This window comes from Paraburkholderia sp. 2C (assembly GCF_054589215.1).
In genome coordinates this window covers 350,114-364,929 of record NZ_BAAILL010000042.1, presented here as the reverse complement: position 1 = coordinate 364,929, position 14,816 = coordinate 350,114, and the positions used below count along the sequence as shown (strand labels likewise).

The following is a 14,816-nucleotide window of genomic DNA, read 5'->3' as shown; positions in this document are numbered from 1 at the left end:
TGAGGCCGTCAGTCCCTTACCCCGAGCGGATCTGATCTTACAGTCCAAGCCCGACGAGCTTACAGCCATAGCGCATCCCATATTTTGAACACTCGTTCTAAAATATTTTATAAATCTGCTTAACTTGTGCGCAGAACGGTTTCTTTTAGAAAAAGCTTGCTTGCGGAAAATCAGATTGATAATCTTGCGGCACTTCTTTCAATTGAATCGACGGCAGTGCGTTTACGGCAGTGTTTGATCAGACGGCTCGACGCTTACGCTTATAACGGGGACATCATGCTGACTGCTACTCTCAAACCATTCGATACGATGCGTACCGGCCAATTGAACGTCGGCGATGTCGTCACGCTCAAGGCCGGCGGCCCGCGTATGACCGTGACTTACGCAGGGCCCGTGGCCGGTTCCGCCGCCGACCGGCTCGTATGCCAGTGGTTCGACGAGCACGGCGAATTGCGTCAGGACATTTTCGATCTCGAGAACGTGCGCCGTGAGCCGCGCTCGATTCCGGCGGGCTCGGTGCAACTGCACAAATTCATTCGGGTCGTGCTTCCCTGATGGGCTTCCATCGTGTGCTTCCCTCATGTGCTTCCCTCATGTGCTTCCTGAGTGAGGCTCACGAGGCGCGTTTCCCTGAACGCGCCTTTCCAGAAGCCTAGCGCCGCGCTTCCACCGCCATTCTTACGGCCAGACCGGTCAGCACCGTTCCCATCATCCAGCGCTGGATCACGAGCCACGTGGGCCGGCGCGCCAGAAACCCCGCAATCGAACCCGCGGTCATTGCGACCGCTGCGTTCACGCACATGCTGAGCGCTATCTGCACGAAACCCAGCGCGAGCGACTGGCCGAGCACGCTGCCGTGTTGCGGATCGATGAACTGCGGCAGCAGCGACAGATAAAGCACCGCGATTTTCGGGTTCAACAGATTGGTCGCAAAGCCCATGGCAAACAGCTTGCGCGGACTGTCCGCGGGCAGTGTGCGCACCTGAAATGGCGAGCGTCCGCCGGGTTTCACCGCTTGCCATGCGAGCCATAACAGATAGAGCGCGCCGCCGAAGCGTAATGCGTCGTAGGCGAACGGCACCGCAAGCAGCAGCGCGGTAATGCCGAAGGCCGCACACAACATATAGACGACAAAGCCGAGCGCGACGCCGCCGAGCGAAATCAGCCCCGCCGTGCGGCCCTGGCAGATCGAGCGCGACACAAGGTAGATCATGTTCGGGCCGGGCGTCAGCGCCATACCCAGTGCGACGAGGCCGAATGCGAGAAGAGCGGTGTGTTCGGGCATTGCATGTCTCCGTGACAAGATCGAGGCAATGCCCAGGCGCGCGGCGGTTCGCGGCTCCGGCCAGCGGCGGAGTGCGGTTCGCGTTCCCCGATGGTGATCCATCTCGTGGCGCCAGTTGCGCGAACCGCGCGATTATCCCACGACAACAGCTGTTGCGGATGCTCAGACGATCTCAACAGTATGGCTATTGAGCGGCGCGTCCGGCCTTGTCCGCCATGCCATGCAACGGCCGCGGCCACCCTCCACGATCGGCGTTCTTCACTTTGACGAACGCTCGCGCGCGTTGTTGCGCGACGAACGCAGGCGCACCCGTTCGGCGAGCATGGTCGAAAAGGTGCGCATGCTCACGACCTTGCGCGACTTGACGATTTCGCCGGCCACGTTTTTCGGCGGATTCGGCTGCAGCGCCCAGTAAAGCGCAAGCAGCCAGCCGAACACGGTCCACCCGACCACCGCGTTGAAGAGCGCGATAGTCAGCAGATCGTAGCGTTTGCGCCGGTCGGCGATGATCGATGGCAGGAAATAGACTGCCAGCGCGACGATAGCCGCGACGCCTTGTACGGCGAGATTTTCCATGAGATTGCGGCGGCGGGAGAGGTGTGGCGGATGCACCATTGTCGCGCGAATACGTCACGCGCGCAGTGCACGGTCGCACGGCGCGGCATGCGCCGCGCCGCGACAAAACGCTGCGCAGCAGCGTCCATGACCGGGCGGGACTATCATGTGCTTTTTCACCGACCGGACATGTTGCGATGATTTCCGACGCCACCACGCACTCAAAACTGGACCCCAACACCCTGCGCGATTTCGTCGAACGCAAATGGAACGACGAGATCGTTCCGGCGCTGACCGACTACATCGCCGTTCCTGCTAAAAGCCCGGCGTTCGACGCCGAGTGGCAGAAGCACGGCTACATCGAGCGCGTCGTCACCGAAGCGGCGAAATGGGCGCAAACGCAGCCGGTGCGCGGCCTGAAGCTCGAAGTGGTGCGTCTGCCGGGCCGCACGCCGGTGATCTTCTTCGAGTCGCCCGCGACACGCTCGGGCAGCACCGAGACGATCGTGCTGTACGGGCATCTCGACAAGCAGCCGGAATTCGCCGGATGGCGCAACGACCTTGGACCCTGGACGCCGAAGCTCGAAGACGGCAAGCTCTACGGCCGCGGCGGCGCCGACGACGGCTACGCGATCTACGCGAGTGTCACCGCGCTTGCGGCGCTCGATGCGCAAGGCGTCGAACGGCCGCGCTGCGTCGGGCTCATCGAAACCTGCGAGGAGTCGGGCAGCTACGACCTGTTGCCGTATGTCGACGCGCTGCGCGACAGGCTGGGAAAAGTCGGCCTTGTCGTCTGTCTCGATTCGGGTGCGGGCAACTACGACCAGTTATGGCTCACCACCTCGCTGCGCGGCCTCGTTTCGGGCGACCTCGAGGTGCAGGTGCTCGACGAGGGCATTCATTCGGGCTCCTATGGCGGCATTGCGCCATCGAGCTTTCGCGTCATGCGGCAACTGTTCGAGCGGCTCGAAGACGCCTCGACCGGCAATCTGCTGCCGAAGGGCTTTCATTGTCCGATACCGCCTGAGCGTCTGCGCGAAGCCGAAGCGACCGCGACGATTCTCGGCGACGATGTGTGGAAGAAAATGCCTTGGGCGTGCGGGCAGGATGGCCGGCAAGTGCTGCCGACCACGACCGACCCGAAAGATGCGCTGCTCAATTCGACGTGGCGCCCATCGCTTGCGGTGACCGGCGCAGCGGGCTTGCCGTCGCTTGCCGACGCGGGCAACGTGCTGCGCCCCCGCACCGCGTTCAAGCTGTCGCTGCGGCTGCCGCCGCTCGTCGATGCCGCCAGGGCTGTCGACGAACTGAAAGCGCTGCTCGAACTCGACCCGCCGTACAACGCGAAGGTCACATTCAAGCCCGACAGCGGGGCAGCGACGGGCTGGAACGCGCCAGACGTCGCAACATGGCTCGGCGCCGCCTTGAACGACGCGTCCCGCCAGCACTTCGGCGCCGACTGCGCCTATATCGGCCAGGGCGGCACGATTCCGTTGATGAACGTATTGAAAGCCGGCTTTCCGCAGTCGCAATTCATGGTGTGCGGCGTGCTCGGGCCGAAGTCGAACGCGCACGGCCCCAACGAATTCCTGCACGTACCGTACGGTAAGAAACTCACGGCCTGCGTCGCCGAGGTGATTGCGGCCGCGCCATAAACGCTCCGGCATCCTGAGCACCTGCCTCGTGCACGATGCAGGTGCGTCGTCACCACGGACACCGAAATGTCCCCCGGCCGCACGTCGCTGCGGCCGTCAACCGCCTCCCCAGCCACTTGCGCCCGGCGCCCCGGCGCTATTTACCCCTTTTCCGATAATTCGAATAAAAATGCAGCCGGAATATATCCGCTCTGCATTACATAAATGGAATGAAATTTCCACAGAAAGATTGAAGCAAAGGTTCTAATGGCATGATGTCCATCCATGCCGCGGCGGTCCTGATCGGGCATTTCGCTATACGTGTTCACTCGCAATCGTTTGCGCCACGAAACGTCGGTACGAGTTACCGCAAAGGCGCGCTGGCAGGTCTGGCGCGCGCACTCCGTTAATTGTGCCGAAATGTTAGCCAGCCGCTCTCGCGGGATTGTGGTCTGTTTTAGGCTCGTATAGCTCTTCCGACGTTTTATAACCTAAAAGGACCACTGGAAATGAACCTGAATAGCCATCACGCATGTCGTCCGTTCGTCGAAGCGGGCAATCTTTCACAAATCTCGGCTTTTTATGAAGAAGAACGCAACATCATGTGGATGATGTTGCGTGCGCAACCACGTCCGTGCTTCAACCTGGAGCTTGTGCACGACATTCTGAGCCTCGCGCGTGCCGCGCAGGAGTCAGGGCTGCCGATCGATTTCTGGGTGACAGGTTCGGTGATCCCAACCATGTTCAACGTCGGTGGAGACCTGAGTTTCTTTGCCGAGGCGATTCGCGCCGGCAAACGCCAGGCGCTGATGGCGTATGCGCGCGCCTGCGTCGATTGCGTGCATGCGGCGGCGCGCGGCTTCGACACAGGCGCGATCTCGATCGCGATGATCGAGGGCACGGCGCTCGGCGGCGGATTCGAGGCGGCGCTCGCGCATCATTTCGTGCTTGCGCAGAACGACGCGAGAATGGGCTTCCCTGAAATCGCGTTCAATCTGTTTCCGGGCATGGGCGGGTATTCGCTCGTGGCGCGGCGTGCCGGCATGCGTCTCGCCGAGGAGCTGATCGGCGGCGGCGAATCGCACACGGCCGAATGGCACGCGGCAAAAGGGCTCGTCGATCAGCTGTTCGAACCGGGCGACGCCTATATCGCGACGCGCACCTTTGTCGATACGCTGCGTCCGAAGCTGAACGGCATCCGCGCGATGGTGCGCGCACGGCAGCGCGTGCTGCAGCTTTCGCGTTCCGAGCTGATGGAAATTACCGAAGACTGGGTCGAGGCCGCGTTCACGATCGAAGAGAAGGATCTCGCGTTCATGGAGCGGCTCGTGATGCTGCAAAATCGCCGCACGGGCAATCTGCGCCATCACAACGCGAGCGTCGCCTGATGTGCGCAGCGAGGCTCGATTGAAACTCAAGCGACGCTGAGCGCAGCCGGGGATAACCCGGTAGCAACCCCCCGGTAGCAATCCGGGCGCAACAGGCAGGAGGCGTCACGAAAGAGCCCGGTCCAGTATCGCGCGTGGGCGGGCAGAGGGTCTTGCGGATCGCGCGGATTGCGCCGTTCAGGCGATCAGCCGGACCTTCTGCCGGTCGACCAGCCATTGTTCGAACTCGGCAGCCGGCATCGGCTGACTGTACAGGTAGCCCTGTACGTATTCCACGCCGAGGCCTTTCATAAAGAGCTCTTCGGCTTCGGTCTCGATACCTTCCGCGACCACCTGCAGTTGCAGCGCCTGAGCGACCGCCACCATCGAACGCACGAGCGCCTGCGCTTTCTTGTCCGTATTGATCGAACGCACGAAGCTGCGATCGAGCTTGATCACGTCGAGCGGAATGCGGCCAAGTTGCGACAGCGACGAATAGCCGGTGCCGAAATCGTCGAGGTGCACCTGTGCGCCCAGTTCGCGGAACTGCGTGATCAGGCCGATCGCCGCGGCTTCGTCTTCTATCAGGCAGCTCTCGGTCAGCTCGAGATCGACGAGGCACGGATCGAGGTTCGCGCATTGGAGCGCCTCGCTGAAATGCCGCACCACCGCGGTATCGACGAGCTGGCGCGCCGACACGTTGATCGCCACGCGCAACGTCAGGCCGCGCGCTTTCCATTGCGCGGCCTGCGCGGCCGCGGTCTGCATGACCCAGCGGCCGAGCGGGCCGATCAATCCGGACTCCTCCGCATAACGAATGAATTCGTTCGGCATGATCTGCCCGCGCTCCGGCGAGTTCCAGCGCACGAGCGCCTCGACGCCGCACACGGCACCCGTTGCGAGCGACAGCTTCGGCTGATAGTGCAGCGTCAGTTGTCCTTCATCGAGACCGCGCCGCAAATTCGTATCGAGCCACATATACTCGGCGACCTTGCGGTTCATTTCCGGCGAGAACACGCGATACGTGCGCTTGCCGCCATCTTTCGCGACATACATCGCGGTATCGGCGGCACGGATAAGCGATTCGAGACTGTCGCCATGTTCGGGAAAGAGCGCGATGCCGATCGAGCAGCCCGTATAGACCTCGACGAGCCCGAGGCTGAACGGCGTGCGCAAGCGTTCGAGAATGCGCTGCGCGGTCGCTTCGAGCGACGCGGCTGTTGCCGGCGAGGACAGCACGATAAATTCGTCGCCGCCCAGACGCGCCAGCGTATCGCCTTCGTCGAGGCAATCGCGCACGGTGGCCGAGACGTCCTGGATCAGCCGGTCGCCGAATACATGCCCGTAGTGGTCGTTGACCTTCTTGAAGTTGTCGAGATCGAGAAACAGGATGCCGACCGACGTATCGGCCGCCGCGCTCGCAATCGCGGTGCGGATCTTGTCCTGGATTGCGTTGCGGTTCGGCAGGCCCGTCAGCGAATCGGTGTTCGCGAGCTCCGATAGACGTTCCTGCGCGCGGCGCTCCTCGGTGATGTCGGTGCCCGAGCAGATCAGGAACTGCTCGTCCATGCCGCTGCCGCTTTGCACGAACTTGTTGCGAAACAGGAAGAGCCGCTCGCCGTGCACGGTGCGCACGAGCCGTTCGACTTCGTAGGACACGCCGCGATTGAAGAAGCCGGAAATATTCTGGCTCGACGCCGCGCCCGCTTCCGATGACATGAAAAGCGCCCATACGCTGCGCCCGATCACGTCTTCTTCCTTCATGCCGGTCAGCTCTTCGGCAAGGCGATTGAAGCGCTGGATACGGCCATTGCGGTCGACGATCACGACCACCGAATTCACCTCGGACACGACCTGCTCGGCAAACGAAAGCCCGTGCACCAGATCGCGCGCGACGGATTCGGTATCTGCGTACTCCGATGCGGTCCCGGCCCATGTGCTGCTATTGAGCTTTTTCCCAACCAGATGCAGGCGCAGCGGTTCGCCATAGAGGCGCACTTCGAGCGTCAGGTGCGACGTGACGCCGGTCAGCCGGCGAATTTGCGCGGCCTGCTGCGTGGTGAGCGCGACGGCGGCGGTGGCGGGGCCGTCGCCGGTAACCGGCGACAGCTCGAGCGCATTGCTGTCGCTCGACAAACGCCAGCATGGACTATGCGTACCGAACCGTGCATACAGCGCCTGGTGTACCTGATCGTATTGGTCGTCGTTCATGAATGAGGGTATCCGGGCAAAAATGCCACCTATCCTCGCCGCCGGTGCAATGTAACCGGCAAAAAACGGCTCGAGCGGGCGGATGGCAAGACGGTCGGCTTGCGGAAGCTGTCCCCATTGTAGCGAAGGAAGTCCGGATTTCGGGCTCCGAACAGGTTAACGGTTTAGCGCAGAATATTCTTAATAGCAATAGCCAACGCTATTGCGCTTGTACCGTCGTCGATCGCTTCATGACGGCGCAGCGCATTGATGTTGAAGCCATGACGACGACGGGAAGGCATGCACGTGAATATGCGTGCTGGATACCTGAAATATACGGCCAGTACGTCGATGCGCGCGCCGGTTAGCGGCGCCGCGCGAGGCACGCGCGCATCTGTTCGCGCGCGGCCGCATCCGTTTCTTCGATGTAGTTGAACGCTCCGACGACCAGTGTGGCGACCGGCACGCCATCGCGAAACAGCACGCGGTTGCCGGCGACGGCCGGTACCTTGTCGCCGGGCAGCAGTGTACCGACGAGATTGAGCGGATCGGTTGCGGCGACGCACACGAAGGCGTTGCCGCTTGCGTCGTGCTGATCGCGTGCGTCCTGTCTGCGCCGGCGTGCCTCACGCAGCACTGGAATCGCTTCCGGCAGAGCGAATTGCTCGCCCGACAGCCCGTTCACGAAGCGTCCGCCGCGCACCTGGCCGCGTGCTTCGAGCCGCTGATAAACACGCAGCAGGTCGCGCCACGGCGGCAGCCATTGCGCCTCGCGTTCGAGCAGCCGCCAGAACACGACGCCATAGCGGCGCAGCAGCGTCAGCGCGATGTGCTCGATCACCTCGGGCGAGAAGGGCGCGCGGCGCGCGGAAGAAGCGGCCACGATGGCGGGCCTCGACGAACCCGGCGTCGTTGCGCTCGCAACGGTTTGCACCGCATCGGAAGGCGATGGCTTGCGCCGCTGCACGAGCGCCCAGCGGCCCGCATCGTCCATCCCGCCGATCAGCGGCGTTGCCGCACGGCGCCGGCCATGATGGAACGCATTGCGTTTGGCCGAAGCGGGCTTGAGCAGCGCGCGCAAGCCCGCAAAACTATCGGAATGCACGAGCCCCGCCGCGACCAGTTCGCCGAGCGTGTTTTCGAGTTCCACCGGAAGCAGATGCACATCGGCCACGAGTTCGTCGAAGAACATCGCGCCGTGATTCGTCAACGCGTCGTACACGAGCTGCGCGCGCGACGACAGTTCAGGCTGCTTCTGCGGATCGAACAACGCATTCCACGCGTTGAGGTGGCGTCGCGGCAACAACACGACAGGCGTGCTGCGCACGGGCGCGCTCGCTGCGCGCGAACGCTCGGTCAACCGCGTCCATACGATCTTGCCCGCGCGGCACAATTCGTCGAGCAGCATCGGCGAGTAGTCGTTGAGCCGCGCGGGCAGAATGTCTTCTTCCCATGCCGCGGCCGCGGCTTCGAAGCCTTCCATCTGATCGAGCACGGCAGCGAGCGCGTCGCGACCCGTACCGCGCGTGTCCGGCGTAACGCGCTGCCATGTGAACAGGAAACGCATGAAATCGTGGCGCTCGACCGGTTCGATCTCGCGCCTGAGCTTGCGCACCGTATAGCGATGAATGCGCGCGAGCAGATGCCGCTCGCACCATTCTTCGTCGGCGCTGCCGGGCGTAAAGCGGCCGCGCATCACATAGCCTTCCGCTTCGAGGCGCGCGAGCGCCTGCGCGATGGCCGATGCGGGCAGCGCCAGTGCACGCGCGAGCGCCGGCACCGGCAGCGGACCGAAGCCCGAGAGTCGCGCACGCACGACTTCGACGAGCGCATCGTCCTCGTTCCACGCGTCGGCGTAGGCTTTCGGTACACGCAGCTTAGGCGCGAGCGGCGCATCGGGATAGAGCGCGCGCACGCACGCAAAGCGTTCGACGGGCACCCACAGCGCGTCGTGCCGCGCGATGGCAAGCCGCGTCGCGTGGCCCGATTGCGCAAGCGCCGCGAGCCATGCAGCCCACCCCTCGTATTGCTGCGCCTCGGCTTCGGTGATGCACGCGAGCGTGTTCAGCGCCTCGTGCATTTCGTCCGCGCTACGCACTTGCGGCCACGCTTCTTCGCGCACGCTCGCGATCGCCTCGGCGTCGAGCGCACCGAGATCGTCGGTGGACGCGGGATCGGTCCAGCGACGATTGAGCACCGCTTGCGTGCGGCGTTCCTCGATCGGCGCATCGTCGAGATACGCGTAGGGCCTGGCGGTCAGAATCTCCGCGGCGAGCGCGGATGGCGCAGGCAGATCGCGTGCGATCAGCGTGACCTGCTTGCGCTCAATGCGGCGTAGCAGTTGCAGCCAGCCTTCGGTATCCATCGCCTCGTGCAGACAGTCGTCGACGGTTTGATCGACGAGCGGATGGCGCGGCAACTCACGCTCGCCTACGATGTTTTCCGCGCACGCAACCTGATCCGGAAACACGGCCGCGAGCAGATCTTCGCTGCGCATACGCTGCAATTGCGGCGCGGTCTTGCGGCCGCCCGTGTAGCGCGGCAGCGCGAGCGAGGTCGTCGCGTTCCAGCGCCAGCGCACATTGAACAGCGGCGCGTCGAGCAGCGCCTGAATCAGCAGATGCTCGGCGCTCGTCGAGTTCAGATAGCGCCACACTTCGGCGAGCGCGAAACTGTGGCTTCCCGTCAGCGAGAGGATGATTGCGTCTTCGGTCGCAGCGGCCTGCAGTTCGAAATTGAACGTGCGGCAAAAGCGCTTTCTGAGCGCAAGGCCCCATGCGCGGTTCAGGCGGCTGCCGAACGGCGAATGAATGACGAGCTGCGTGCCGCCCGATTCGTCGAAAAAGCGCTCCATGACAAGCGTGTCTTGCGTCGGCAATGCGCCCAGGGCCTGGCGCGCGCGGGCGAGATACTCGACGATCTGGCGCGCCGCGGGCTCTGAAATGCCGATTTCGTCGACGAGGCGATCGATCGCGCGTTCGATTGCACGTCCGATGCCGCGATCCACGCGCGGACGCTCGGCAACCGCGCTTTCCACCGATGCTGCGTGGTTGGCCGGGGCGGCCAGGGCGGTGATACGCAGCGCTTCGTCAGCATCGCTCGCAACCATCTGTTCGATCTCACGCCGCAAGCGCGCCACGCCGAATGACAGCTCGTCGCTGCGCCCCGGCGCTTCACCGAGCCAGAACGGAATACTCGGTGGCTGACCGTGCGCATCTTCGACGCGCACCCGGCCGCTTTCGACACGCAAGATGCGATACGACGCATTGCCGAGCTGAAAGACGTCGCCTGCGAGACTCTCGACCGCGAAGTCTTCATTGACGGTGCCGACCTGCACGCCTTGCGGCTCGAGTATCACCGAATAGTCGGCGTTTTCCGGAATCGTGCCGCCGGACGTCACCGCATAGAGCTTGCCGCCGCGCCGGCCGCGCAGCGTGCCGTTCACCGCATCGCGATGGATATACGCAGCGCGCGTGCCGTGGCGCGTGGTAAAGCCTTCGGCCAGCATCTTGAGCACTGCGTCGAACTGCTCGCGCTCGAGCGACGCATACGGCGCCGCCTCGCGAAACCGTTCGAAGAGCGCGTCTTCGCTCCATTCGCGGCTGCACACTTCGGCGACGATCTGCTGCGCGAGCACGTCGAGCGGCGCGCGGGGAATCTGCAATGCGTCGAGCTCGCCGCGCCGCACGCAATCGAGCAGCGCCGCGCATTCGATGAGGTCGTCGCGCGACACCGGAAACAGACGTCCCTTGGGCATGCCGCCGACCTGATGACCCGAGCGCCCCACGCGCTGCAAAAACGGCGCGATCGCGCGCGGCGAACCGAGCTGGCAAACGAGCTCGACGTCGCCGATATCGATGCCGAGTTCGAGCGAAGCGGTCGCGATCAGCACGCGCAATTCGCCGCGTTTAAGGCGCTGCTCGGCGTCGAAGCGATGTTCCTTCGCAAGGCTGCCATGGTGCGCCGCGACCGCCTCCTTGCCGAGCCGCTCGGTCAGATGCCGCGCCGCGCGTTCGGCCATGCGCCGCGTATTGACGAACACGAGCGTCGTGCGATGCTGCGCGACCAGTTCGGCCAGCCGGTTGTAGACGAGCTCCCACGCATCGTTCGACATCACGGCTTCGAGCGGTACCGGCGGAATCTCGAGCGCAAGATCGCGTTCGCGCACATGACCGACATCGACGATCTCGCAGTCCGCAGGCACCTCGCTGTCCACGCTCGCGCCGCCGACCAGAAAGCGCGCGACCGCGCGAATCGGCTTTTGCGTCGCGGACAGACCGATGCGTGGCAAACGACGTCCGCACAACGCGTCGAGCCGCTCGAGCGTAAGCGCGAGATGGCTGCCGCGCTTGCTGCCCGCCATCGCGTGGATTTCGTCGACGATCACGGTGCGCACGGTCGAGAGCATCGCGCGGCCCGACTCGGAGCCGAGCAGTACGTAGAGCGATTCAGGCGTCGTGACGAGAATGTGCGGCGCGCGTTTGCGCAGCGCGGCGCGTTCCTGCTGCGTGGTGTCGCCGGTGCGCACGGCTGTGCGGATCTCGAGCGGCGGCAGGCCGCGCTCGGCAAGCTCTTGCGCGATGCCGGCCAGCGGCGCCTGCAGATTGATGCGGATATCGTTCGACAGCGCTTTTAATGGCGACACATAGACCACGAGCGTTTCGTCGGGCAGCGTGCCGCCGTTGGCGAGCCCTTCGCGCACGAGTTCGTCGAGCGCGGACAGAAAGGCCGTCAGCGTTTTACCGGAGCCGGTCGGCGCGGCCACGAGTGTCGGCCGGCCGCTGCGGATTAGCGGCCACGCGGCGGCCTGGGCGTCGGTGGGGGCGGGGAAGGTTTTCGAAAACCAGCCGGCCACGGCCGGGTGGAACCCGGCGAGCGCGTCGGCAGGAGAAGAGCCGGAAGTCATGCGACCGTAGTTGGGGGCGCGACGAGCCATATCCAGAGGGCGGCGGCCCGCCCGATTGCGTCTTCAGGAAGAAAGTCTCGCAGGTTTTCGGCGCGCGCGCCATGGGCGCGCTGCCCGCGACGCGCATCGCTAGCGCATCGGTTCAGGGTTCGCGGCCGAACGCCTCGCGCAGCTTGCGCTTCGCCTGTTGCAGCGTATCGCGCCGCCCTTTAGGCAGATTGCGTCCGGCGCGGTTGATATAGAAGTTGAGCATCGACATCGCCGACTGGAACGGTGTGCCTTTGCGCCGTTTGCTATGCGTCGACGAACGCTTGAGCGATTCGGCGATGTCCTGCGCGCTGCCGGTCTTGAAGATGTCGGGTTCGAGGTCCATCGCATCGCTATGCTCCATCACCTGATGCGACCAGCGGCGTGACGTGTTGCCTTCGGCGGCCTTCGCCTGCTGCGACGCGTGCGCGTGGCGCTGACGCGCGGGTCGGCCGCCTTTGCTGCGCGTCGACGGATGCTTTGCAGCGGATTTGCCCGACGATGAACGGGAGCGGGATGGGGTCGTGGCCATGGCTGTGCGCTCGCTCAAAGCTTGACGCCGCCCGCCTCGGGCGCATCCGACGAACCGGCTGGGACATCGCCGACACCATAGTCGGACGAAGACGAGCGATAACTATTGCCCTCACCGCGGCCCTCACCGCGACCTTCACCGCGACCTTCACCGCGGCGTCCGTTGCCCCCGTCGCTGCTTCCCCAATACGGCTCGCGTCCGTAGTACTGGTGAATCGACGTCGCCCACGTCGCGTCCGCCATCGACGGCCAATGATCCTTGTCGAAGCCCGGCGCATTTTTCACGCGCGCGGCGTTGAGCGACAGCACGAAGCATTTGCGGTCCGGGTCGAGCGTGAGCGCGCTCCAGGGCATCGCCAGCAGCTTGTCGCCGATGCCGAGAAAGCCGCCGGTCGACAGCACCGCATACGCAATGCGTCCCGAGCGGATGTCGAGCATGATGTCCTTGAGCTTGCCGACGTCGTGGCCATCCGAGCTCATCACACGGTTGCCATCAAGTGTCGCTGCGGCCATCACTTCAGGTCCCGGCCCGTTTGCCATGGCGCGGCCGCTGCCGACGATGTTTGCACCTGTGCTCATCGCGGTTCTCCGAAGGGTTGAGACACGGAGTGGGCGAGCAACTGGCGTTCCTCAGCAGAACGAGGCGATGAACTATGGCCGCGCGGCGATTTCGTCGAGATGCAGCAGCAGATCGGCCGGATCCTCGTACACGCGCAGCGCGCCCGCGCGCTCGAGTTCCTCCTGCCCATAGCCGCCCGACAGCAGCCCGACGCCGAGCGCGCGGCAACGGCGTGCGGCGAGCATGTCCCAGATGCTGTCGCCGACCACGACCGTCTGTTCGATCGGCACCGCGAGCCGGTGCGCGGCGGCGAGAAAGAGGTCCGGGTCCGGCTTTGCATATTTGACGTCGTCGCGGGTGACGACGACGGATTTCGCCGCATCGACGCCGAGCGCCTGCAGATTGACGGCGGCGGTTTCCATGCGTCCGCTCGTCGCAATCGCCCATTTCGTGCCGCTTGCGTCGAGCGCGGCGAGCAATTCGCGCGAGCCGGGCAGCGGGCACACCTGCGCATGGAGCCGCCGGTACGCTTCGGCGTGCTTCGAACGCAACCGCTCGACTCGCTCGTTGCTGATTGCGCCGCCTGTTTCGCGCAACAGCTGATGCGTGAAGAGGCCACCGCTCATGCCGATCTTGCGGTGAATCCGCCATACCGACAACTCGATGCCTTCGCTATCGAGCGCTTCCTTCCACGCAAGCACGTGTTGATAGACGCTGTCGACGAGCGTCCCATCGAGGTCGAACAGAAACGACGTAGTAATGCGCATGGCGAAATCCTTCAAGTGGATAGACCGTGTTGTTCAGGCGCGCAGCGCCGTTGCGCGTGGCGTGCCCGGCCATTAGCGGCTGCGCGAAAGACTTACGTTGCGCATGTAAATTTCAGGCACATCCAGAGTGTAGCGGTCCGCACGGCCAATGCGTACCCGACCGCATACGTGATGACGTTGCGCGGATGTCGCGGGCGCCGCCGCTTTTGCGCGGCGGCACAGGGCTTGCTGAATCGATGGTGCAGGTGACGCATCACGTCGCGGCCTCGGCCGCAGAACAATCCAAGGGAGAAATCGCAATGAAATTCACGAAAACACTGCTGGTGTCGGCGCTTCTCGCGCTCTCCGGCGCGGCATTTGCACAAGGTGCGGGTGGTGGCGGCGGAAACGCGGGTGGCGGAGGGTCGACGGGCGGCGGCGGGGCCGGGATGGCCACCGGCAATGACACAGGCGCGAACAAGGCCGGCCAGAACGCGACGAGTTCGAGCGGGATGAGCCATTCGCAGATGCAACACTCGACGAAGGGCAAGAAAAAGCCGATGAACGATTCGACCAACATGCCCGGCGCGAATGCAAGCAGCGACACGAAGGGCCAGTAAGCGAGGCCGGAAAGCCGAAATGAGGGCCGGCGCGAGCGCCGGCCCGTCATGTCGACCGGAGGACAGATCGATGAACAGTGTATGGCGCAGCGTAGGGATTGCAGCGTCGGTCCTGATGCTCGCGTGCGGCACGGTCGCATGCAAGAAGGCCGACAACAGCAGCACGGACACCGGCGTCGCCGCGGGCAGCAGCGGCGCCATGGGCGGCCCGGCCGCGGCAGCCAGCGGACCGTTGGGCGCAAGCGGGGCAGCCTCGACAGATGCAGCTTCAGGAGCCAGCCAGTAAAGCGCCGGATGACGCGAGGAACCGGATGGCAGCAGGTGCATCACAACTGCGAAGGCGTGACGATCCGCGGCAAGGCCGGGTGCGCAAACGAACGCGCACCTGGCCGCGCG

Annotated in this window: 12 protein-coding genes and 1 riboswitch; of the genes, 5 read left to right on the top strand and 7 right to left on the bottom strand. The window is 64.2% G+C overall.

Annotated elements, in window-relative coordinates; genetic code table 11:
* Positions 1 to 276: 276 nt before the first annotated feature.
* Positions 277 to 555, top strand: a complete 279-nt coding sequence (locus tag ACYPXD_RS21625) for a YodC family protein (RefSeq protein ID WP_459715682.1) — start codon at positions 277 to 279, stop codon at positions 553 to 555.
* A gap of 97 nt (positions 556 to 652) precedes the next feature.
* Here the strand turns inward: ACYPXD_RS21625 and ACYPXD_RS21620 are convergent, their stop codons facing one another.
* Together ACYPXD_RS21620 and ACYPXD_RS21615 are read right to left on the bottom strand one after the other, a co-directional pair.
* Positions 653 to 1,285 (bottom strand): LysE family translocator, encoded by a 633-nt coding sequence (locus ACYPXD_RS21620; RefSeq protein ID WP_459715680.1) that lies wholly within the window; start codon positions 1,283 to 1,285, stop codon positions 653 to 655.
* Positions 1,286 to 1,308: 23 nt separating this feature from the next.
* A riboswitch (ZMP/ZTP riboswitch) is annotated at positions 1,309 to 1,414 on the bottom strand.
* Between the two features lie 129 nt (positions 1,415 to 1,543).
* On the bottom strand, positions 1,544 to 1,861 hold the full coding sequence (locus tag ACYPXD_RS21615; protein ID WP_459715678.1) for a superinfection immunity protein: 318 nt from the start codon (positions 1,859 to 1,861) through the stop codon (positions 1,544 to 1,546).
* A gap of 176 nt (positions 1,862 to 2,037) precedes the next feature.
* On the opposite strand from ACYPXD_RS21615, the gene ACYPXD_RS21610 reads away from it, so the two are divergent.
* Together ACYPXD_RS21610 and ACYPXD_RS21605 are read left to right on the top strand one after the other, a co-directional pair.
* Positions 2,038 to 3,495 (top strand): M20 family metallopeptidase, encoded by a 1,458-nt coding sequence (locus ACYPXD_RS21610; RefSeq protein WP_459715675.1) that lies wholly within the window; start codon positions 2,038 to 2,040, stop codon positions 3,493 to 3,495.
* 488 nt (positions 3,496 to 3,983) lie between these two features.
* The gene (locus ACYPXD_RS21605; RefSeq protein ID WP_459715672.1) at positions 3,984 to 4,862 is read left to right on the top strand and encodes a crotonase/enoyl-CoA hydratase family protein; all 879 of its coding nucleotides are present in this window, start codon (positions 3,984 to 3,986) and stop codon (positions 4,860 to 4,862) included.
* Between the two features lie 177 nt (positions 4,863 to 5,039).
* Here ACYPXD_RS21605 and pdeR read toward each other — a convergent pair whose 3' ends face one another.
* The 5 genes from pdeR to ACYPXD_RS21580 form a co-directional block, all read right to left on the bottom strand.
* Positions 5,040 to 7,052, bottom strand: coding sequence for a cyclic di-GMP phosphodiesterase (gene pdeR / locus ACYPXD_RS21600; RefSeq protein WP_459715667.1), 2,013 nt, complete (start codon positions 7,050 to 7,052; stop codon positions 5,040 to 5,042).
* A gap of 343 nt (positions 7,053 to 7,395) precedes the next feature.
* Positions 7,396 to 11,967 (bottom strand): DEAD/DEAH box helicase, encoded by a 4,572-nt coding sequence (locus tag ACYPXD_RS21595; protein ID WP_459715664.1) that lies wholly within the window; start codon positions 11,965 to 11,967, stop codon positions 7,396 to 7,398.
* A 112-nt stretch (positions 11,968 to 12,079) separates the two neighbouring features.
* A complete protein-coding gene (locus ACYPXD_RS21590) occupies positions 12,080 to 12,496 on the bottom strand; it encodes a DUF3175 domain-containing protein (protein ID WP_459715661.1) in 417 nt (138 codons plus the stop codon).
* A gap of 14 nt (positions 12,497 to 12,510) precedes the next feature.
* The gene (locus ACYPXD_RS21585) at positions 12,511 to 13,074 is read right to left on the bottom strand and encodes a PRC-barrel domain-containing protein (protein ID WP_459715658.1); all 564 of its coding nucleotides are present in this window, start codon (positions 13,072 to 13,074) and stop codon (positions 12,511 to 12,513) included.
* 72 nt (positions 13,075 to 13,146) lie between these two features.
* Positions 13,147 to 13,821: an HAD family hydrolase gene (locus ACYPXD_RS21580; RefSeq protein ID WP_459715655.1), complete on the bottom strand. Its 675-nt coding sequence runs from the start codon at positions 13,819 to 13,821 to the stop codon at positions 13,147 to 13,149.
* Between the two features lie 299 nt (positions 13,822 to 14,120).
* Between ACYPXD_RS21580 and ACYPXD_RS21575 the strand changes: the two genes are divergently transcribed.
* Positions 14,121 to 14,420, top strand: a complete 300-nt coding sequence (locus tag ACYPXD_RS21575; protein WP_459715652.1) for a hypothetical protein — start codon at positions 14,121 to 14,123, stop codon at positions 14,418 to 14,420.
* A gap of 70 nt (positions 14,421 to 14,490) precedes the next feature.
* Positions 14,491 to 14,706 carry a hypothetical protein gene (locus ACYPXD_RS21570; protein WP_459715650.1) on the top strand — a complete coding sequence of 72 codons (216 nt, stop codon included), beginning with the start codon at positions 14,491 to 14,493 and terminating at the stop codon, positions 14,704 to 14,706.
* Positions 14,707 to 14,816 lie beyond the last annotated feature (110 nt).